Source organism: Streptomyces sp. NPDC058246 (genome assembly GCF_042881985.1).
Lineage (GTDB): Bacteria > Actinomycetota > Actinomycetes > Streptomycetales > Streptomycetaceae > Streptomyces.
In genome coordinates this window covers 88,182-107,916 of the sequence record NZ_JBHVWZ010000012.1, presented here as the reverse complement: position 1 = coordinate 107,916, position 19,735 = coordinate 88,182, and the positions used below count along the sequence as shown (strand labels likewise).

The window sequence follows — 19,735 nt, the reverse complement described above, 5'->3', positions numbered from 1 at the left end:
ACGCCGGTGTCAGGAACGGCGGGGCGCGGGCCGCGGCGGCCGGTCGAAGCAGCAGTCGCCGCAGAGTCCGCCGCCGGGCAGACGGTAGTAGAGGCAACAGCTGCGGCGACGGAGCGTACGGGGGTCGAGGGTGCCGGAGAGGTCGGGGTGGGCGAAGAGTCGGGAGGCGAGTGCGTGGGCCCGATCGGCCACGTCCGTACGGCCGTTGGCGCGCGCCCAGCGGTCGAGCTGACCGTGGGCGCCGGCCAGGGCCGACCCCGCGTTGCCCCACAACAGGCCTGGTGAGATGCGGTACCGGGCACGCAGAGCGGCCGCGAGCGGGACGAGGTGGCCGGCTCGTACGACCTCGTCGACGGCCGTGGCGGGCAGCGCGCGCACCTCGGTGAGCCACAGGTCGCCCGGAGCACTGCCGTCCGGATCCCATCGCAACAGCTCCGGACCGAGGTCGGGCACCTGCCCGTACAGCGCGGCGGCACCCAGCGCGATGGACCACAGACGGGCCGCGAGGGCCTGGTGCGCGATCGAGACCGCGATCCGCGATTCCGGCGCCCGCACACTCTGCGTCACTTTATGAACACGGAAAGTTATCGGATCCGGGTAAACCTGTTCGCGGATCTCCCCCCGGTCTGTCGTGTACGCCTGCGCGAGGGTGGGCAGCGGGCCGCGCGGCGGTACGCCGGTGCGCAGCACGAAGAAGCCGCCGAGCGCGTCGAGCGCCACGAGTTCGGGGTCGAGGTCCACGAAGAGCAGTAGTACCAAGCCCCCTAGGGGTTTCCACCAGCGGGTCGGCCGTCGGTGTAACCCACCTTGGGGAGGACAGTGGGCGATTCGTACTCCATCGGCAGTAGGACTCATTGCCTGCTCAGGTACGACGACGTGGACGAAATCCCAGGGCATCGTTGTTCGCATGGAAGCCGACCGTTCGTCGCACCGGGCAGACCGCGCCCCTTGTACGCAGAGGAGGGACTCATGAGTGCCCTCGCTTTGTCCGTGCTGCTCTCGTTCGTCTCCGCCGTCGCGTACGCAGGCGGCGCGATCGTGCAGGAACAGGTCGCCCTGACCTCTCCCGGCCAGACCTACGCGCCGCTGCGCAGGCCGAGCTGGTGGGCCGCCGTGGCGCTGAACGGCCTCGGCGGGCTGCTGCACGTGGTGGCCCTCGCCTACGGCCCGCTGAGCCTCGTACAGCCGCTCGGCGCGCTGACCATAGTCTTCGCCCTCCCCATGGCCGCGCTCTTCGTCGGCCGCAGGGCCGGAGCGACCGCCTGGCGCGGCGCCATCATGGCCACGGTGGGCCTGGCGGGCCTGCTGTCGCTGGTCGGCGCCTCCGACGCGCAGTCGCTCGGCGGCACCCAGCGCGCGGCGCTGGCCGTGGTGGCGGGCGGCTCGGTGGCGGCCCTGATGGTCGCGGGCCGCGCCGCGCACCGGCACCCGGCGGTGCGCAGTGTGCTGCTCGCGGTCGCGGCGGGCATCGCCTTCAGCATGTCCTCGGTGTTCACCAAGACGGTCGCGGTGGACTGGTCACGGCAGGTCTCGGTCTCCGACCTGTCCAGCCTCGTCGTGATCGGCGTCTTCGCGACGGCCGGCATGCTGCTGTCGCAGGCCTCCTACCGGGGCGCCGGGCTGGAGGCGCCGCTGGCCACGCTGACGGTCGTGAACCCGGTCGTGGCGGCGGCCGTCGGCATCACGATGTTCGGCGAAACCTTCCGCTACGGCACGACGGGCACCGCCCTCGCGCTGGCGTGCGGCGTCGTCGCGGCGGGCGGTCTGATTCTGCTCACGACGGAGCGGATCGGCGGCAGCACGCGGCCGACGCCCGCGCCCGGCAGGCCGGCGGTCGCGGCCGAGTCCGACGCCGACGATCCGGTCGGCACCTCGGCTTCCGGCGTTTCCGTCACCGGCGCTCTCGAACCGGCTCGCGAACTGGCTCTCGACCCAGCCCTCGACCTGGCTGCTCCGATCACCTTCGCGCGCGAACCGTCGCCCGACGCCGTCGCGTTCGAACCGGCTCCGGTGGCCTTCGCGGTGGAGCCAGGGGAGGTCGAAGGGCAAGGCCAAGTGCAAGTCCCAGGGCAACGCCGAATCCAAGGGGAAGGTCCGGTGTCCGTCGCGGTGGGATCGGTCGCGGTGGGATCAGAGGTGCCCCTGGCCCCGCTCACCCCCGCCGAGGCAGAGGTCGAGGAGCTGCTCGCGGGGCTCCCGGAGCAGGCCGCCGACAGGCAGCCGCCCGTCGTTGCCGGTGAGCACGTCTTCGTACCGGCGCCGGCCCGGGTGCCCGTGGTGGAGGGCGCGTCGCACGACTCGGGGGCGTCGACGTCCTCGGACGCGCTGCCGTACTGCGCCGCCCTGTACGGCGGGCCCTACGCACCGGTGCCCTTCGTCAGCCACCACCGCACGCGGGTCACATCCTGACCCCACCGGCCCTCAGGTAGGCCACCGGGTCGATGTCCGTACCGAAGCCGGGCCCCGTCCGCACCTCGAAGTGCAGATGCGGGCCCGTGCTGTTGCCCGTGGACCCGGAGCGGCCGATGCGCTGACCGCTCACCACGCTCTGCCCTGCCTTCACGGAGATCGCGGACAGGTGGCCGTACTGCGTGTAGCGGCCGTCGGCGTGCCGGATCACCACCTGGTAGCCGAAGGAGCCGCCCCAGCCCGAGCTGACGACCTGACCGGCCGCGACCGCCTTCACGGAGGTTCCGGTCGGCACGGGGAAGTCGACGCCCGTGTGGTAGCCCTTCGACCAGGACGAACCGGCGGCATGGTACGGCGTGCCGGTCGCCGCGTTCACGGGCGCGACGAAGGAAGGGGCCTTCTTCGCCTTGTCCGCGGTGGTCGTGGTCTTTGTCGACGTGGCGGACGTCCCGGACTTGGTGGGCTCGGTGGCCTTGGTGGGCTTGGTGGTCTTGTCGGTCGTGGGTTTCTCCGTCGACCCCGGCGCGGTCCCGTTGTGCACGGGCGCCTGCGCCTTGCCGCGCAGGTTCAGCCGCTGGCCCGGCAGGATCAGGTCCGGGTCGGAGCCCACGGTCGTGCGGTTCGCCGCGTACAGCCGCTGCCAGCCGCCCTGCACGTGCCGGGTGGCGGCGATGCCGGAGAGCGTGTCGCCGTGCACGACGGTGTACATCTCGGCGGTGCCGGCCTGCGACTGGGGCGTGGTCTGCGGCTTCACGTCCCGGACGGAGCGCTCGGTCGTCCGGGAGGAGGTGCCGGACGGGCTGATCTCGGGGGTGTCGCCGCCTCTGGTCAGCCCGGCGCGGACCGAGCACACCGGCCAGGCGCCGGGCCCCTGGCCCTTGAGCACCTTCTCGGCGACCGCGATCTGCTGGTCCTTGGTGGCCTGATCCGCGCGCTGCGCGTAGACCTTGCCGCCGTACGCCTCCCAGGTGGACTGGGTGAACTGGAGCCCGCCGTAGTAGCCGTTGCCCGTGTTGATGCTCCAATCGCCGCTGGACTCGCAGGCGGCGACCTTGTTCCAGGTGCCGACATCGGCCGCGTGGGCGACGCCGCTGGTGACGAGCGGGAGCGCGATGCCCGCGCCGCCGGCCGTGACGGTGAGTGAGGCGCGGTTGAGCCTGTTCGGCTGATACCGGCGGTGCCGACCGCGTACGGCCATGAGCGAGCCCCCCTAGACATGCGTCAGGAGCGGCAAAAGTAGAGGCCGCGAACAGGCCATGACAAGACGGCAATCGGTCGTTCTGTGCCCTCACGCGAGATGGGGGGCGGCAGCCTCGGTTGGCTCCACGGGGGGCTCCTCGCGCAGCTGCTGCGGATGGCTGCCCCGAGTGCCTCATCACGTGGCTGCACGGGTGCCCCGTCACGTGGCCGCCCGAGTGCCCGTCACGTGGCCGCCCCGGGTGGCTGCCTCTCGTGGTTGCGTCGCACGATGAGGCACCCGGGGCTTCTTCTGCGTACACATCCCCGACGCGTCAGGATGGCCAGGGAATACTGGCGAGCAGGACCGACCGGCAGCACGGCAGTACTGACGAGCACGACTGGCATCACCGATACACCGATACACCGATACCAGGTCCTCTTACCGGACCTCTTAGGAGCCAACCGTATGAGCACTTCAGCCCAGATCGGCGTCACGGGTCTCGCGGTCATGGGGCGCAATCTCGCCCGCAACTTCGCACGCAACGGCTATACGGTCGCCGTGCACAACCGCACCGCGGCCCGGACGCACGCGCTGGTGGAGGAGTTCGGCCACGAGGGCGACTTCGTCGCGACGGAGACCGCGAAGGAGTTCGTCGAGGCGCTGGAGCGGCCGCGGCGCCTGATGATCATGGTGAAGGCCGGTGAGCCGACCGACGCCGTGATCCAGGAGTTCGCCCCGCTGCTGGAGCCCGGCGACATGATCATCGACGGGGGCAACGCGCACTTCGCGGACACCCGGCGCCGGGAGCGGGCGCTTCGGGAGCAGGGCATCCACTTCGTCGGCACGGGCGTCTCCGGCGGCGAGGAGGGCGCGCTCAACGGTCCGAGCATCATGCCGGGTGGCTCGAAGGAGTCGTACGAATCGCTCGGCCCGATGCTGGAGAAGATCTCCGCGAAGGCGCCGGACGGCTCTCCCTGCGTGACCCACTGCGGTCCCGACGGCGCCGGGCACTTCGTGAAGATGGTCCACAACGGCATCGAGTACGCCGACATGCAGCTGATCGGCGAGGCGTACCAGCTGCTGCGCGACGTGGCGGGCTACTCCCCCGCGCAGATCGCGGACATCTTCCGCACCTGGAACACCGGGCGGCTGGACTCCTATCTGATCGAGATCACCGCCGAGGTTTTGTCGCATGTGGACGCGGCGACGGGCGAGCCGTTCGTGGACGTGGTCGAGGACCGGGCGGAGCAGAAGGGCACGGGCCGCTGGACCGTGCAGATCGCCCTCGACCTGGGTGTTCCGGTGTCCGGCATCGCGGAGGCGGTGTTCGCGCGCTCCCTGTCGGGGCACGCCGACCTGCGCGCGGCCTCGCGCGGACTCGCGGGGCCGAAGGCGACGCAGCTCGGCGAGTCCGAGGCGGCGGCCTTCGCCGACCGGGTGGAGCAGGCGCTGTACGCGTCGAAGATCGTGTCGTACACGCAGGGCTTCCACGAGATCGCCGCGGGCAGCGACGAGTACGACTGGAAGATCGACCTCGGCTCCATCTCCGCCATCTGGCGCGGCGGCTGCATCATCCGGGCCGCCTTCCTCGACCGCATCCGGGCCGCGTACGACACGCGGCCCGACCTGCCGAGCCTGCTGTCGGACGAGACGTTCGCGCAGGAGATCGCGGCGGCTCAGGACGACTGGCGTGAGGTCCTCGTCGCCGCCACCCGCCAGGGCGTCCCCACGCCCGGCTTCTCGGCGGCCCTCGCCTATTACGACGCCCTGCGCGCCGAGCGCCTGCCCGCCGCCCTCACTCAGGGGCAGCGGGACTTCTTCGGGGCGCACACCTATCGGCGTACGGACCGGGAGGGGTCGTTCCACACGCTGTGGGGCGGGGACCGGTCGGAGGTCGAGGCGTAGAGCTGGGCGCGGGCGTAGGCCTTCGCGCCGCTGAGGCCGTCAGGCCCCCTGGGATCGGGGGCGTGACGGCCTCGGCGCGTTACAGGAGCCGCTCAGGAGATCGGTCCTGGTTTGGGCTCCGGCTCCGGCTCCGGTACCGGGTCGGGGCCCGGCGGCTTCGGGATCGGGGACGGATTCGGGACGGGCTCGGGCGAGGGGTGGGGGCCCGGGTCCGGGGTCGGATCCGGGAAGGGCTGCGGCCGGTCGGGGCCCGGCCCAGGCCCAGGCCCGGGCCCGGGAGTGGGTCCCGGCTTCACCGGATCGGGAAACGGATGCGTCATGGTGTCCTCCAGCCAGTCGGTACGTCGGCCCTGGACTTGTCCCACGCGTACCCGGCCCCCGCGCACCCACTCACCCCGTCGCGCGGGGGATGCAGACCGGGTGGACCTACCCGGAGTGCGGGATGCGGGGCGCGCGCCGCTTCGGAGCCGACGGTCGGCCAGGGACGGGTGCCCGGCGGCTACGGCGCGCGTCTCGCGTCCTCCTGGCGGCCAGCCCGGCGAGGCCCGGTGACTACAACGCGCGCAGCCCGCCCCCGCCGACGGCCGGCCCCCGGCGGGGTCTGGTGGCGGCTACGCCGCGCGCCGCGTCCATCCCGGCAGCCGGCCCCGGGCGCGGGCGCGATGACTAAGACGCGCTCACCACCCCGCCAGCCAGCCCGGGCGAGGCCCGGCGACTACGACGCGCGCACCGCGTCCTCCCGGCGACCAACCCGGGCAGGGTCTGGTGGCGGCTACGCCGCGCGCCGCGTCCAACCGGCAGCCGGACCCGGGCGAGGGCGCGATGACTGAGACGCGCACATCACCCCCGCCGGCCAGCCCTGGGCGCGGGCCCGGTGACTACGACGCGCGCGCCGGCCGACGCTGACGGCTCGGCCCGCACACGGGCCGAATAACTACGACGCGGACACGACGTCATCGCCGGGAGGCAGCCCCGCGGGCGGGGGCTCGGTGACTACGACGCGCACACCACGTCAGCGCCGGGAGGCAGCCCGGGCAGGGCTCGGTGGCTACGGCGCGCACACCATGTCAGCGGCGACGGCCGGCCCCGCACACGGGCCCAGTACCTACGACGCACACACCACGTCAGCACCGGCGGCCAGCCCCGGGCGGGGGCTCGACAGCACTGGCGTCGGTGTCGTGGTGAGGTGCTGGGCCGGGGCCATGGACGCCTGGGCGAGGACGATCGCGTCGGCGTCCGTGACGGCGTCGGCGGCGACCGCCACCGCGCGGGCGTACCCCTCCGTGTCACCGGCCTCGAAGAGGGACCAGGCCCCGTCGACCAGCACGGTGCGTACGTCGACGCGACGCCCGGCCCGCAGGGCCTCCTCCTCGACGAGGGCGACCGTCGGCTCCAGGGTGCTGTGCACCGCCGCGAGCACGACGACGCGCGGGCCCGCGGCCACCGCGGCGGCTGCCATCGGGCGGTCCACCCGGAGCACGGGCACTCCGGCGGCCGCCCGTTCCGCGACAGCGCCGATGGTCGAGCAGGTGCAGAGCACGGCCCGGGCGCCGTCCGCGACGGCCCGGTCGAGCACCGCCCGCACGTCGTCGGCGACCGCGTCCGGGCCCTCGCTCCGGGCCCGGCCCAGCAGCTCCTCGACCACCAAGTGCCGTAGCTCCAGCCCTTGATGGGCTTCGTCGCGCAGGGCGTCGAAGACGGGGACGTGGAGCGGCGAGGTGTGCAGCAGTGCGAGTGGACCGGGCCCGCTCGCCCGTGAGCCCGGCCCGCTCGCCCGTGATCCGGGGCCGCTCCCCCGTGAACCGGGCCCGCCGGCGCGTGAGCCGGGCGCGCTCATCAGAAGCGCCCGGGATGCGTCTTGAGCCACTCCACCGCCGCCTGCAGGAGCTCGGGGTCGGCCGCCGGAGCCTCCTCGGGGTGGCGTGCCGCCCACTTCACGACGTACGGGCAGAGCGGCGCGACCACGATGCCCTCGCGTTCGGCGATGGCGTACAGCTCCCGCGCGAGGGAGCCCGCGATGCCCTTGCCCTCGTGCTCGGGTTCCACGATGGTGTGCACGGGGACGAGGGCCCGCGCGGGCGCTTCGAGCACGAAGTACTCGATATGGCCCACGACTTCGTCCCCGGCGATGGCCTCCAGGCGGCCGCCCGCCCGGTCGTCGCGGATCTCGATATCGCTCATCGGCACTCCTCGGGGCTTCGGGTCCTCGGGTCCACTGCTTGCTCAGCCGGTGCCCGACCTGGGGTTCAGACGGTGACCGCCTGCGGGCTGCGCTCCTGGTCCGAGCCCGGCACCGGCTCGGACGGGTCGGTGCCGAGGGCCACGATCCGATTCTCGTGGTCGACGTGCACGACCCGCGGCCGCAGCGCCCGCGCCTCGGCGTCGGAGACCTGAGCGTAACTGATGATGATCACCAGATCTCCGGGATGCACGAGATGGGCGGCCGCTCCGTTGATGCCGACTACCCCGGAGCCGCGCTCGCCCTCGATGACGTACGTCTCCAGGCGGGCGCCGTTGGTGACGTCGACGATGTGCACGAGCTCACCGGGCAGCAGATCGGCGGCGTCGAGCAGATCCGCGTCGATGGTGACGGTGGCGCGGTGGATCTTGGACTTGAACAGAGTTCGCAGCACTTTGGACTCCTGAAGGACGGCTCCCTGCCCGCTTTCTGCAGGTCAAGGGCGTTCTTCACCCTACACTGGCACGCCTCGGAGTCGATGATTGTGAGGAACATCGCTCTCTGACGAACAGGCTCTCTGACGAGCAGGCTCCCTGCCTGGGCTTCCGCGCGAAGCGGGCTGTTGTGACGTTGCCGGCCAAGTACCTGATCCAACACCCGTTACGGAATGGGCGAGGACTGATGCTGATCAAATGCCGACTCACCTGACGACACATCAGGAACATGAGGAGGCATAGGGCTAGTCACTTCCCGGGGGCACCTAAAAGCGAGCGAGGGAGCGAACACTGGTACCGACGCCACCATGGCCGTCGTCGCCGACGCCGCGGCAAAAGGGGCAGCAGAAACGGTTCCCGCCTTGCGCCCCTCACCGTGGCAGAAGTTCGGCGGCCCCTGGCAACTGGCTGGCGGGGACGCCCTGCGGGACGGTGTGCGCTTCCGCCGGCCACTGCTGGTTGCGGACCAGGTCCTGGTACTGCGGGCAGCGTGCGAGCAGTTCCGGGTGCGTTCCGGCGTCCAGAGCACGGCCGGACTCCATGACGAGTACGTGGTCGGCGTGCTGGACGGTGGAGAGCCGGTGGGCGACGACCACAACGGCTCGGTCCTGGGCGAGTCGGGTGACCAGATCACGCAGCCGCTGCTCGTTGATGCTGTCCAGTTGCGACGTCGGTTCGTCCAGCAGGACCACGTCGGCGTCGGTGAGGAGGGCGCGGGCCAGGGCGAGGCGCTGGCGCTGGCCGCCGGAGAGGTCGGCGGCGCGGCCGAGGACGGTGTCGAGGCCGTTCGGGAGCCGCAGGATCTCGTCGCGCAGGGCCACGGCATCGAGGGCCTCCAGCAGGGCGTCGTCGCCGAGGAGGGTGTCGCTGCCGAGCAGCAGGTTGTCGCGGACGGTGCCTTCGAGCAGGGTGAAGGTCTGGTCGACGTAGGCGACCCGGCGTCGCAGGTCGTCCAGCGGCCAGCCGTCCACGTCGTGGCCCAGGACGCGGATCGTGCCCCGGTCGGCGTGCATGAAGCGCTCGACCAGGGTCAGGACGGTGGACTTGCCGGCGCCGGAGTGCCCGACGAGGGCGGTGAGACCGCGTCGAGGGGCGGAGAAGGTCAGGTCTTCCAGGATGGGTTCGCCGTCGTAGGCGAAGGCCACGTCGGCGAACTCGACGCCGGGGGCGCCCTGAACGGGGACCGGGCTGGTGGTGGCCGTGCCGGCGGCCTCCTGCGGCAGGGAGAGCAGGTCGTCGAAGCGTGAGCGTGCGGCGAGGCCGGCCTGGAGTTGGCTGATGCTGGAGGCGACGACGGCGACCGGGGCGACGAGTTGGAGCAGGAAGAGGAGGAAGGCGATGAAGTCCGGCATGGTCAGGTCGCCGGAGGCCATGCGGGCACCGCCGCCGAGGATGATGCTGACCAGGGCGATCTGCTGCCCCAGGCCCATCACCGGGCCGATGAGGGACTGCAGGCGGGCACTGTGGAGCGTGGAGTCGGTCAGGTCGGAGGCGTCCTGGGCCAGGCCCTGGGTGGTGCGGGCCTCCGCGCGGTAAGCCTTGATCGTGGGCAGGGACGCGAGCGTGGCGGTGAAACGCTGGGCGAGTTCGCCGAGCGCGGTCTGCTGAGCGTTGATGCTGCGGCGCACCCGGACGATGACCAGGCCGATGACGGCGCCCGCCAGCGCGAAGGACCCCACGGTGATCAGCACGAGGACCCAGTCCAGGATGCTCATGACGATCAGGGTGGCGATCACGGTGATGACGGACAGCGGCAGTTGGATCGCCCCGACGTCGATGACGGAGCGGAGCATCATGGCGTCGGAGGTGACGCGTGCAACGAGGTTGCCGGGGCCCTGCGTACGCACTTCGCGCAGCGGAAGGCGCATGGTGTGCTCCATGACGCGGGAGCGCAGGCGGAGGATCATCTTCTCGCCGACCCGGGCGAGCAGGTAGCCCGAGACGGTGGCGGCGAGGGCGCCGGCGAGAGCGACGGCGGTCATCAACGTGACCGGCCGGACGAGCCCGCCGGTGCCGGAAAGGGCTCCGACGAGGTCTCTGACCATCAGAGGCACGACCAGTGTCGCGGCAGCGGATATCAGCGCCAGCAGTGCTGCGACGGCCAATGGGAGGCGGGCGCCGCTGATGAGGTCGGCGCCCAGTCTCAGGCCGGGGGCGGTTTTGTCGCGGGCGACTGACATGCGCTTGTTCCACCTCGTGTGAAAAGGGATCGTGTTCAGCGGTGCGGTGTCCTGGAGTTCGCCGTCCCGGACATATGACGGAGAACCAGAGTCAGCGGGAGGCGCGCTTTCACTGCCATGGCCGAGATACCGGCAATGGCGGCGACCGCGAGTAGGGCACCGTCCTCCCAGGACGGCGCTGTATGCGACCGGAGGCCGTTCTCGTGATGCACGATTCCTCTGCGGTGCCATGACGAGGACCCGCTTCCACCGTCCGCGCTCGAGCCTGAGTCAGTCCACCACACGCTTGCGCGGCAAAGTAACTCCTATCCTTGGCCCGCCGGGGCCAACTGCCGTGCTGCGTTGGCCCTCCAATACTTTGGCTCAGGTGGCGGCGCCGCAAAGTTGGTGCCGAAGAAGGGATTCTTCTGCGCGGCGGAGGGGGCACCCGGGGCAGCCTGTAGCGTGGCCGGGAGTTCATCCGTCCGGCATTTCTCCGGGCGGCGATCGCGGACGGCCGGCGAGAGAGAAGGAACGGGAATGTTCAACAAGAAGGAAGTGCACCTGATTGCGCTCAGCGATCTCGGTGACGCGCGGGACGCGATGCGCCAGGCCCTGTCGGACGCTCCCGCCGACGAGGCTCCCGGGCTGCGGCGGGCCGCGCGGATCCTGGACGAGCTGGCCGAGCGGGGCGGGGAGCCGCGGGTGCGGTGGGCCCGGGCGATCCTGGAGCGCGACGGCGTGGACCCCGTAGCCCACGAGGTGGCGGCGATACGGGCCCTGCGCCAGGAACTGCCGGGGCTGAGCCTGGTGGCCGCCACCGAGCTGGCGCGGGAAGCGAAGCTCGCCCAGCAGGCGTGACGTCCGCCTGTCGTAGGTGACGCGTGCTCAGGGTCGGCGTTCACCTGCCCACTTGCGCTGACGAGAGCCCCGCCGGGATCCGTTCCCGGCGGGGCTCTCGTACGCCCGGACACGCCGAGACGGAAATTACTTGCCAGATTGGAAAGTAGATGCCAGTCTGGCATGAGTAAGCGCACCCCGTCGTACGGAAGCCGGAGAACCCATGAACACCTCAGGAGCGATGCGGCCCAGCGCCGAGTCCGCCGCCGCGGCGCTGCGCGCCGCGCGGGCCGCCGAGAACGCGGCACGGCAGTCGGCGCGGTCGGTGCCGGCCTGGTATCCCGCCGCCCACGGCCTGCTGCTCGCCGCGGCCATGAGCGGCTTCGGCCTGGCGCGGGTATGGCCCCGGTGGGAGGGCTGGATCCTCGCGGCCGCACTGCTCTGCGCGGGCACCTTCCTCGTGGTGACCTGGAGGGTGCAGCACGCCTCCGGAGTCGCGCCGTGGTTCGCCCGGCGCGAGCGCGGGACCGGGTGGGTCCTGCCCTTGATCCCCTTCGCCGCGGGCCTGGTGGGGGCCCTCCTCTTCGGTACGGCCGGAGCGTTCGCCGGATTCGGCGTGGTGGCCGGCGCGGTGTCCTGGCTGCAGGCCGGCCGCGGGCGCGCCGGTGCCCGGGAGGCGTCGTGACCGACGCGGGCCCGCCCGGCCTGGACAAGGAGATCCACCACCCCACCCGGCTGACGGTGGCCGCGTTCCTCTCCAGTTGCGCCGAGGCCGAGTTCAGCACGGTGCGGGATTACTGCGGGGTCACCGATTCCGTACTGAGCAAGACGGTCGCCGCGCTGGAGAAGGCCGGCTACGTGAGTGTCCGCAAGGGCTACTTCGGCAAGCGGCCCCGCACCTGGGTCGCTCTCACCCTGACCGGCCGCAAGGCGCTCGCCGCGCACCTGGCCGCCCTGGAGGCGCTGGCCGGAGCCGCCCGCCGGGCCGGAGCCGAGGCATCGGGCGCCGGTGGTGCCGACGGGGAGCGGACATAGAAATGCCGCTGGGCGCCTGAAGGGGCACAGGCGCCCAGCGGTGGAACACTGCCTGCGAGCAGGCAGATGGTTCAGCAGCCCCAGTGCGCCGTGGCGGAGACGCCGGCACCGGAGATGGCGCTGACAGCCGCGCCGCAGCCGCCGCTGGAGCCACCGATGAAGCTGAGGATGCTCGGGGTGGTGGCGGGGGCGTCGGCCGAGGCGCTGGCGCCGAACTCCTCGGCGTTGGTGTAAGCGGTGTAGCCGGCGAGGAGCTGGTCTGCGGTGTTCATGAAATTCCTTCACTGAATCCAACGAGATGGGCCGGATCTTTCCTGCCCGAGATCCATTCGACCACATTCCCGGTGGCGCGACCATGGAAATCTTATGCATATTTGGCAATGCCGGCTCCGTGACCTGCGCTTTTCGCAGCGGAACCCAACCTCGTTGCGCACATATCGCGGCGGGAAAGTTGGGGCCGCGCCTCCCCGGTGGCAAGCACCCTGTTCCGCATAACGCAGAAGTGGGTGTCCGCCTGTTACGGCGGACACCCACTTGGTCAATCAGTGATGCTGGGTCAGCAGCCCCACGCCTTGGTGCTGGCGATGCTGCCGGCGGACGCACCGAGGGAGAAGTAGACGCACTCGGGGGAGGAAACGGTGACGGTGGGCGTCGTCGCCGGGGCCTGGGCCTCCGCGCTGGCGCCGAACTCCTGAGCGTTGGTGTAGGCGGTGTAGCCGGTCAGGAGCTGGTCTGCGGTGTTCATGACGTTCCTTCGATGAGTGAGATGTGGAGCGGGGACTTTCCCGCTCTGCACCCATTCGACCGCACATTCCGTCGTCCGCGCTACGAGAAAATTATCGGAGACTTTGCCAGGACCCACGCGACCTGCGAAATTCTCGCCCGATCCACAGGAATTGGCTCACACTTCCGCCCCTTCAAAATTGAGGACGACCCGTCCGGGGAAAAAGCACCCCGGGAACGCGAAAACCCCCACCGCGGAGTGGGGGTTTTCGGAACGGGGTGCGGACGGCGGTCATCCGGGCTCCGGATGGCGCCGCGGGTAGGTCCTGAGGGCCTGCCATACGTTCAGTTCGAGGCAGACCTCGCCCAGTGCGCTCTTCAGCTCGGCCGCCTCGGCCTCGAGCAGCCTTTCGCGCGGCGGCGGCCGGTGGGCCGCGCTCCCCTGGAGTTCGCGCAGCCCGCCTTCGATGAACGCCTCACGCCAGTCCAGCAGGGACCGTTCGGAGAGGTGGGCGTGCCGCCCGGCGGCTTCCGCGACGGTCTCGCGGCCGGACAGCACGCTCAGGACGATGCCGGCCTTGTCCTCGGCCGTCAGTGCCGGCGGGACAGGGTGCGGGGTGTGGTTCATCGGCTCACCGACCCGTGGTCATGCCAGGCCGATTCCCGGCAGTACGGGAGAGTCCAGATTCCGGGCGGGCATGAGCGGGTCCACGCCGGCGTTGAGGTACGCCTCGGCGATGAGGGCCTCACGGGAACCGCCGTCGGCTCGCACGGCATGTCTCACCAGTGCCTCGGCCAGTACCTGGCAGCGATGTTCCCCGAAGCTGAGTCTGCCCTTGCCCGAACGCGGGTCGTCCGGCTCCCAGGCTGCGCCCACTCCGTCGGCGATCCGGCGGACGAACGGCGAGGTGGCGTCGCCGAGTCCAGGCAGGCCCCGGACGGACGCGGCGATGTCGGCGGCCGCGTGCCAGGCGTCAGAGCCGAGGTACACCACCAGCGCGTCACGGCGCGGGAAGTGCTTCAGCGACGAGGTGACCTTGGCCCGGTAACGCAGCCCCAGCGCCTCCAGTTGAGACAGCACCGTGCCCCAGGCCTTGGGTGCCGCCTCGGCATGGGTCAGGTGGAAGTACAGGCGCAGCATCGGGGAGCCGCCGACGCGTCCGCGGGAGCCGTCGGTCAGGAAGAACCCGGTCGACAGGGAGGGGCGTTGTGCGGGGATGCGCAGGGTGACCTGCGCGGAAGCGGCGTCCGGCCGGTGGTCGGTGATGCTGTCGCGCGCGACCTGGACGCGCAGGCCGTCGAGTTGGACGATCACGGTGTCCGGCCGGGAGCCGTCGCCGACCACGGTGGCCGGGACGAGGCTCGTGCGGTGCGGCATCGCGGCGAAGAGCTGCTGGTCGAACGCGTCGTCGCGCAGGCTGCGCTGCCGGGCGGTGTCGTCCTGATCCTCCATCCCGGCGTGCAGGTCCTGGTAGAAGAGGTCACCGAGCTGCTTGGCGAGGGCGCCGGGGGTCTTGGCGTCCAGTTCCTTCTCGCCGACGGCGGCGGTCAGGCCGCCTGCGGCGACCTCGGTCCTGGCCAGTGCTGTCGAGATCTCAGGGGCGATGAGGCCCAGGGCGGTCATCATGAGGTGCCTTCCAGACCGAGTACGGAGGTGAAGTTCTGCGGGGCCAGCAGGACGGTCCGTCCGATGCCGGCGGCCGCGCGGTCGCCGGCCGACAGCCGGGTGCCGAACTTGGCGCCGGCGAGCATGCGGTCGATCATGTGCCAGCCGGTGAAGGCGGCGACACGGGTGGTGAAGCCGTCGTCCAGGGTGGGGCGCGTCTCGCGGTACCCGGCCCAGAAGGCTTCGATGCGGGGGCGCAGGCGGTCGATCTCGCGCGCGCCGTGGGCGAGGATGTCCTCGTGCGTCGCTTCGCGGCCGAAGGTGTGGCCGGGGTCCTCGCTGATGGACTTCGGGATGCCCTGGATCACCCGGTAGAGCCACTCGCCGGCGAATCCACCGATGTCGCGGGCGGCGTCGCCGGAGCGCAGTTCCTCCCAGTCGCTCAGGTAGAGGTCGTCGGCGGCCAGGAGGTACTGGTCGAGGCGGATGTCGCCGTGCGTGGGCACCTGGGGCGCGGCGGTTTCGCGGCGGCGCAGCTCGTGCAGGGCGGCGGCCAGCTCGGCGTCCGCCTGGAGCAGGGACCACGATTCGATCTCGGCGAAGGCCGAGTGGATGAAGACGGGCAGCGACAGAGCGTCGAAGTGGTCCATCGACGGGGACGGGTGGGGGTCGTCGTCCAAGGTGCCGGGTTCGAGCGGCAGCGTGTGCAGGATGCCGAGGATGCGGCCGGCGCGGCGGCACAGGGCGTCGTCGAAGGCATCGTCGGTCGAGAGCTCGAAACCCGACTGGGCGTCCTCCAGGCGTGTGAAGGCCACCAGACGGTGTTCCTCGTCGGAGCCGAGGAGTTCAGGACCCCGCAGTTCGCTGCCGCTCAGGCGTGACGCGATCGTTTCGAAGGCCAGGATGCGGTGGTAGCGCCGCAGGACGTCCGCCGGGTCGCCGCCGCCGACTCGCTTGACGAAGACCTTGGCGCCCGTGGTGGTGGTGCCGGCCCAGTTGTCGTTGCGGCCGATGTGGGCGACGACGGTGTCCGCGTCGAAGAAACCCAGTCCGAGCCGGCCGAGAAACGCATCCACTTCGGGAGCCTTGTCCAGGTGGACCGGATCGAAGCGGACGCGGGTCGGGAGGGACTTCGATTCTTGATCTGTAATCACGATCACGGAGCGTAGGAAGCGTCCGCGGGCGCCGACAACAGATGGCTCACTATCGCGTCATTCTTGGGTGGGGGCGGACCGGGGCGCCGGGGAGACGCGCCGTCAGCAGCGGTGCGGGCGCGGCTTTCCGGACCAAAGTAACCGGTTATCTGCGGCCTTCTTGGCGTCGCCGCGGTCCCCTAAGGTACCGGGCATGCCCCCTGAGAACCTGCACCGTTTCACGCTGCCCAACGGCCTGCGGGTCGTCCTCTACTCGATATCCGGCGTTCCGGCGGTGGGCGTCAGCGTGCATTACGACGTCGGTTTCCGGTCCGAGCCCCGGGGCCGTTCCGGCTTCGCCCATCTCTTCGAGCATCTGATGTTTCAGGGCAGCGAGAGCGTGGCCAGGACCGAGCACTTCGGTCATGTGCAGGCGGCCGGTGGTACCGCCAATGGATCGACGCACCAGGACTACACGGATTTCTACCAGGTGGTTCCGTCCGCCGCACTGGAGCGCGTTCTCTTCCTGGAAGCCGACCGGATGCGTGCCCCGAAACTGACGGAGGACCATCTGCGGACCCAGGTGAACGTGGTCAAGGAGGAGATCCGCCTCAACGTCATGAACAAACCCTACGGCGGCTTTCCCTGGACCGTGCTGCCCGGACTGCTCTTCAGGACCTATCCCAACGCACACAACGGCTACGGCGATTTCACCGACCTGGAACAGGCGACGGTCGAGGAATGCGCCGCGTTCTTCGACCGCTACTACGCGCCGGGCAACGCGGTGTTGACCGTCGCGGGCGACATCGACCCGGGCCGGGCGGCCGAGCTGGTCCACCGGCACTTCCACGACGTCCCGGTACGGCGCCCGCCGGTTCCGGTCGACCTGAGCGAGCGGGCACCCGAGCGCGAACTGCGGGGCGACCACGCCGACCCGCACGCGCCGATGCCGGCCACCGCGGTCGGCTACCGCATGCCGGATCCGAACAGCGACCTGGACGCCTATCTGGCGCACATGGTGCTGTGCGTGGTGCTCACCGGTGCGGGCGAGTCGTCGAGGCTCCGGCGGCGGATGATCCACGGCCCCTCGCCCCTGGTGACCGATGTGAGCACCGGCTGCGGGCTGTTCGGCGCGCTGGAGGCCCGGGATCCCGAGACGTTCCTGTGCGTGGCGACGCATCCGCGGGAGACCGCGACGGACCACTTGCTGGAGGTGCTGGACCAGGAGCTCGCGGCGCTGGCGACGCAGGGCCCCACCGAGGAGGAGCTGGCGCGGGCCACGGCCCTCAGCAGCGTCGGAATGCACCGCAAGTACGACATGCTGCTGGCTCGTACCCGCGCCCTGGGGGCGCAGGAGGTGCTCTTCGGCAAGGCCGAGCTCGTCGGTGAACTGCCCGGCCGGCTCGCCCGCGTGAGCGCGCGGGACCTGGCGCAGGCCGCCGCCTCCCTGCGGCCGGACGCGCGCGCCGTGCTGAGCCTGCACCCCGCCGCGTCACCGTCCCTCCACCCGATCCCGTCAGGAAGCTGACTCGTGACCGTCACCTCGTTGGTCCCCTCCCCCGCCGGGGAGCCCGCCCGTGCCCATCGCAGCGCCGCGGAGATCGGCCGCACCGCGGTCGGAGCGCGCGCGCTGCCGCCGCTGGAGGCCCGCCGCGGCCACCGCCTGCCAGCGATGGCCGACACCGTGCTGCCCGGCGGCCTGCGGGTGATCGCGGCCCGGCAGCCCTCCACCCCGATGGTCGAACTGCGGATGTCGGTGCCCTTCGCCGGCGCCACCTTCGCGCACGCGGCCACAGCCGAAGTCCTGGCAACCGTCCTGTTCCGGCGCGGGCGCGGCAAGGTGGCGGGCCGGGACGCCGAAATGGCCCGGCACGGCGTCACGCTGGCCGCCCATCGCTCCTCGCAGTGGCTGCAGGTGTCGGGGTCCGCTCCCGGCCACGCGCTCGACACCCTGCTGGGCGCGCTGGCCGACGCGGTCACCGAGGGGAGCGCGGACGAGGCGGAGATCGGGCCGGTCCGCGAGCGGATGGTGCGGCAGATCGCGTTGATCCGCGCGCAGCCGCAGGTGGTCGCGCAGGAGGCCCTGGTGGCGCACTGCTACGGCGAACTGGCCGCGCTGCAGGAAGTGCCCTTTCCCGCACCGGTCGCCGCGGTCACCGGCGCGGCGGTGCGGGCCCTGCACCACGAGCGGCTGCGCCCGCGGGGCACGGTGCTGGTGCTGGTGGGGGATCTCGATCCGGAGGGGGCGGTGGAGTCGGTGGCCTCGGCCACCAGCTCCTGGGGCGCGGGCGGGCCGTCGCCGGCGCCCTTGCCGCTGCCACCGCTGCGCGCCGGGCGCGTCGCCTTGGTGCCACGGGCCGACGCGGTGCAGTCGCAGATCAAGCTCGTGCGACCGGCGGTGGCACGCACCGATGACCGCTTTCCGGCCTTGAGTCTGGCCACGTTGGTGTTCGGGGGGTATTTCTCCTCCCGGCTGGTGACCAACATCCGGGAGGACAAGGGGCTGGCCTACCGTGCGGAGGCGGGGTTCGAGGACCACTTGGACCGCCTCATGCTCACCGCCGACGCCGACACCGCCACGCAGGCGACGGCGACGGCCTACCAGGAGATCCGGGCCGAGCTGGGGCGCCTGGCGACCGTGGCGCCGTCGGCGGCGGAGGTGGACGCGGCGCGCGAGTACACCGTCGGTATGACGATGCTCACCCTGGCGTCCCAGGCCGGTTTCGCCAGCAGTGTGGCCACCGCGGTGTGCCTGGGGCACGAGCCGGAGCGGGTGACGGCCTTCCCCGACCTGCTGCGGGGCGTCACCCGCGACCAGGTCGCCCAGGTGGCCCGGGAGTTCTTCGATCCCGACGCGTTCAGCGGCGTCATCGTCGGAAACGCGGACCGTCTGGCTTCCGGGCTGCGCGCGATCGGCGGGGTCGAGATCGCGGACGCCGAGGTCGCGGACGGTGCGGCAAAGGCGTGACCGGTTGCGGCCGGGCGGCATGCCGGTGAACGCCCGGCTCCGGTGGCCGGCCGTTTCCAGCCACCGGTCCACGACGGAAACGGGGACAGGACATCACATGCGCTACGGTCCAATATGTCCGCATTGCGCAACCTCAAATACGGCCCAAGTTTGTTGCCCTGCGCGATGAGCCAGGGATATGATCTTCATATCGCAAGGCATTCACGGGGCTGCGGACAATCTTTCACAGCCCGGTCGCGACGCCTCACCACTGCCGCAAACCGGCAGAACAGATGCGAGTTCACAAGAAAGACCTGACCCGTCTTTCCTAGGGGGAAACAAATGGAGCAACAAGAAGTCAGATCGGCATGCGCCCGCACGGACACCGTCCGTCGCAGGCATTCGGATTCCCACACATCTTCGTGAACTGCCACAGCCCTGTTTGAGTCGGGTCTTCAGGCCGTCGGCCTGGACCTTGACGCACAGGCGCTGCAGCTCACGCGGGGACAGGCCGACGGAACGGAATGACCGCCGCTCCGCCTGACACCCCGCCAGATCTACCGCGGGACGCGCACTCAACAGCGCCCCGCGCGTTATGAATTGGAGACGAGAGGCGATGTCACGCCCTCCGGTAATGCCAGCTGCGGAAAAACTGAAGATCGTCCTCGAGGTGTTGTCCGGATCCCGGACGATCGCCGAGGCCGCCCGCCGCGCAAGCGTCTCTGAGCAGTCGATCGGAAACTGGAAACGACAGTTTCTCGACGGCGGACGCACCGGCCTCGAAGGAGGAATGTCCCGCAATGCCCAGCGGGAACGCGAACTCCTTTCCGAGATCACGGAACTGAAGACCGCACTCGGGGAAGCCTACGTCCAGCTGCGCGTACGGCGTAAATCGGGTGAGTACCGCACGGTCCCTTTTCAGACCTCGAGGCCATCAGGGAGGACGCCAGGATCAACGTCTCGAGGTACTGCCAGATCCTGGGAATCCCTCGGCGCACCTACACGCGCTGGAAGATGAACCACATCCCCGCCCGGCCGGCCCGCCCCGACACGGGTGAGGCCGGTCCGGCCCGCGGATGACCTGTGCCCCCCGGTGGCGGTCGCCACCGGGGGGCACAATCGTCG

General features: G+C 71.0%; 19 protein-coding genes. 8 read left to right on the top strand and 11 right to left on the bottom strand.

What is annotated here, in order from left to right; translation table 11 throughout:
* Positions 1-9 precede the first annotated feature (9 nt).
* Complete coding sequence (locus tag ACFVXA_RS19635; RefSeq protein ID WP_390025788.1) at positions 10-759, bottom strand: (2Fe-2S)-binding protein; 750 nt, start codon at positions 757-759, stop codon at positions 10-12.
* Positions 760-969: 210 nt separating this feature from the next.
* Between ACFVXA_RS19635 and ACFVXA_RS19630 the strand changes: the two genes are divergently transcribed.
* Positions 970-2,409 carry a DMT family transporter gene (locus ACFVXA_RS19630; RefSeq protein ID WP_389747715.1) on the top strand — a complete coding sequence of 480 codons (1,440 nt, stop codon included), beginning with the start codon at positions 970-972 and terminating at the stop codon, positions 2,407-2,409.
* Here ACFVXA_RS19630 and ACFVXA_RS19625 read toward each other — a convergent pair.
* Entirely contained in the window at positions 2,399-3,607 is a 1,209-nt protein-coding gene (locus tag ACFVXA_RS19625; RefSeq protein ID WP_389466754.1) for a transglycosylase family protein, read from the bottom strand. The genes ACFVXA_RS19630 and ACFVXA_RS19625 overlap by 11 nt on opposite strands.
* Before the next feature lie 447 nt (positions 3,608-4,054).
* Between ACFVXA_RS19625 and gndA the strand changes: the two genes are divergently transcribed.
* A complete protein-coding gene (gene gndA, locus ACFVXA_RS19620; protein WP_362023233.1) occupies positions 4,055-5,494 on the top strand; it encodes an NADP-dependent phosphogluconate dehydrogenase in 1,440 nt (479 codons plus the stop codon).
* Between the two features lie 1,105 nt (positions 5,495-6,599).
* On the opposite strand, the gene ACFVXA_RS19615 is transcribed toward gndA, so the two are convergent.
* From ACFVXA_RS19615 to ACFVXA_RS19600, 4 genes are all read right to left on the bottom strand, one after another.
* On the bottom strand, positions 6,600-7,331 hold the full coding sequence (locus ACFVXA_RS19615; RefSeq protein ID WP_383740618.1) for an aspartate/glutamate racemase family protein: 732 nt from the start codon (positions 7,329-7,331) through the stop codon (positions 6,600-6,602).
* Positions 7,331-7,675 carry a GNAT family N-acetyltransferase gene (locus tag ACFVXA_RS19610; protein WP_362023239.1) on the bottom strand — a complete coding sequence of 115 codons (345 nt, stop codon included), beginning with the start codon at positions 7,673-7,675 and terminating at the stop codon, positions 7,331-7,333. The genes ACFVXA_RS19615 and ACFVXA_RS19610 overlap by 1 nt, the downstream gene beginning before the upstream one ends.
* Before the next feature lie 65 nt (positions 7,676-7,740).
* A complete protein-coding gene (gene panD / locus ACFVXA_RS19605; RefSeq protein WP_390025786.1) occupies positions 7,741-8,127 on the bottom strand; it encodes an aspartate 1-decarboxylase in 387 nt (128 codons plus the stop codon).
* A gap of 411 nt (positions 8,128-8,538) precedes the next feature.
* Positions 8,539-10,347, bottom strand: coding sequence for an ABC transporter ATP-binding protein (locus ACFVXA_RS19600; protein WP_362023244.1), 1,809 nt, complete (start codon positions 10,345-10,347; stop codon positions 8,539-8,541).
* Positions 10,348-10,866: 519 nt separating this feature from the next.
* Between ACFVXA_RS19600 and ACFVXA_RS19595 the strand changes: the two genes are divergently transcribed.
* The 3 genes from ACFVXA_RS19595 (at position 10,867) to ACFVXA_RS19585 (ending at position 12,201) form a co-directional block, all read left to right on the top strand.
* Positions 10,867-11,187, top strand: a complete 321-nt coding sequence (locus tag ACFVXA_RS19595; protein WP_362023246.1) for a hypothetical protein — start codon at positions 10,867-10,869, stop codon at positions 11,185-11,187.
* Between the two features lie 202 nt (positions 11,188-11,389).
* Positions 11,390-11,851, top strand: coding sequence for a hypothetical protein (locus ACFVXA_RS19590; protein WP_362023249.1), 462 nt, complete (start codon positions 11,390-11,392; stop codon positions 11,849-11,851).
* The gene (locus tag ACFVXA_RS19585) at positions 11,848-12,201 is read left to right on the top strand and encodes a transcriptional regulator (protein WP_362023252.1); all 354 of its coding nucleotides are present in this window, start codon (positions 11,848-11,850) and stop codon (positions 12,199-12,201) included. The genes ACFVXA_RS19590 and ACFVXA_RS19585 overlap by 4 nt, the downstream gene beginning before the upstream one ends.
* A gap of 71 nt (positions 12,202-12,272) precedes the next feature.
* On the opposite strand, the gene ACFVXA_RS19580 is transcribed toward ACFVXA_RS19585, so the two are convergent.
* From ACFVXA_RS19580 to lxmK, 5 genes are all read right to left on the bottom strand, one after another.
* Entirely contained in the window at positions 12,273-12,473 is a 201-nt protein-coding gene (locus tag ACFVXA_RS19580) for an LxmA leader domain family RiPP (RefSeq protein ID WP_362023255.1), read from the bottom strand.
* A gap of 284 nt (positions 12,474-12,757) precedes the next feature.
* Complete coding sequence (locus tag ACFVXA_RS19575) at positions 12,758-12,946, bottom strand: LxmA leader domain family RiPP (RefSeq protein ID WP_362023257.1); 189 nt, start codon at positions 12,944-12,946, stop codon at positions 12,758-12,760.
* A 270-nt stretch (positions 12,947-13,216) separates the two neighbouring features.
* Positions 13,217-13,552 carry a transposase gene (locus ACFVXA_RS19570; RefSeq protein ID WP_362023260.1) on the bottom strand — a complete coding sequence of 112 codons (336 nt, stop codon included), beginning with the start codon at positions 13,550-13,552 and terminating at the stop codon, positions 13,217-13,219.
* 18 nt (positions 13,553-13,570) lie between these two features.
* Positions 13,571-14,551: a T3SS effector HopA1 family protein gene (locus ACFVXA_RS19565; protein ID WP_362023262.1), complete on the bottom strand. Its 981-nt coding sequence runs from the start codon at positions 14,549-14,551 to the stop codon at positions 13,571-13,573.
* On the bottom strand, positions 14,548-15,684 hold the full coding sequence (gene lxmK, locus ACFVXA_RS19560) for a class V lanthionine synthetase subunit LxmK (protein ID WP_362023265.1): 1,137 nt from the start codon (positions 15,682-15,684) through the stop codon (positions 14,548-14,550). The genes ACFVXA_RS19565 and lxmK overlap by 4 nt, the downstream gene beginning before the upstream one ends.
* A gap of 193 nt (positions 15,685-15,877) precedes the next feature.
* Here lxmK and ACFVXA_RS19555 point away from each other — a divergent pair, with 193 nt between their 5' ends.
* From ACFVXA_RS19555 to ACFVXA_RS19545, 3 genes are all read left to right on the top strand, one after another.
* The gene (locus tag ACFVXA_RS19555; RefSeq protein WP_383904244.1) at positions 15,878-17,191 is read left to right on the top strand and encodes a M16 family metallopeptidase; all 1,314 of its coding nucleotides are present in this window, start codon (positions 15,878-15,880) and stop codon (positions 17,189-17,191) included.
* A gap of 3 nt (positions 17,192-17,194) precedes the next feature.
* Positions 17,195-18,631: a M16 family metallopeptidase gene (locus tag ACFVXA_RS19550; RefSeq protein WP_390025784.1), complete on the top strand. Its 1,437-nt coding sequence runs from the start codon at positions 17,195-17,197 to the stop codon at positions 18,629-18,631.
* A gap of 574 nt (positions 18,632-19,205) precedes the next feature.
* Positions 19,206-19,628, top strand: coding sequence for a transposase (locus ACFVXA_RS19545; RefSeq protein ID WP_383272317.1), 423 nt, complete (start codon positions 19,206-19,208; stop codon positions 19,626-19,628).
* Positions 19,629-19,735: the final 107 nt, after the last annotated feature.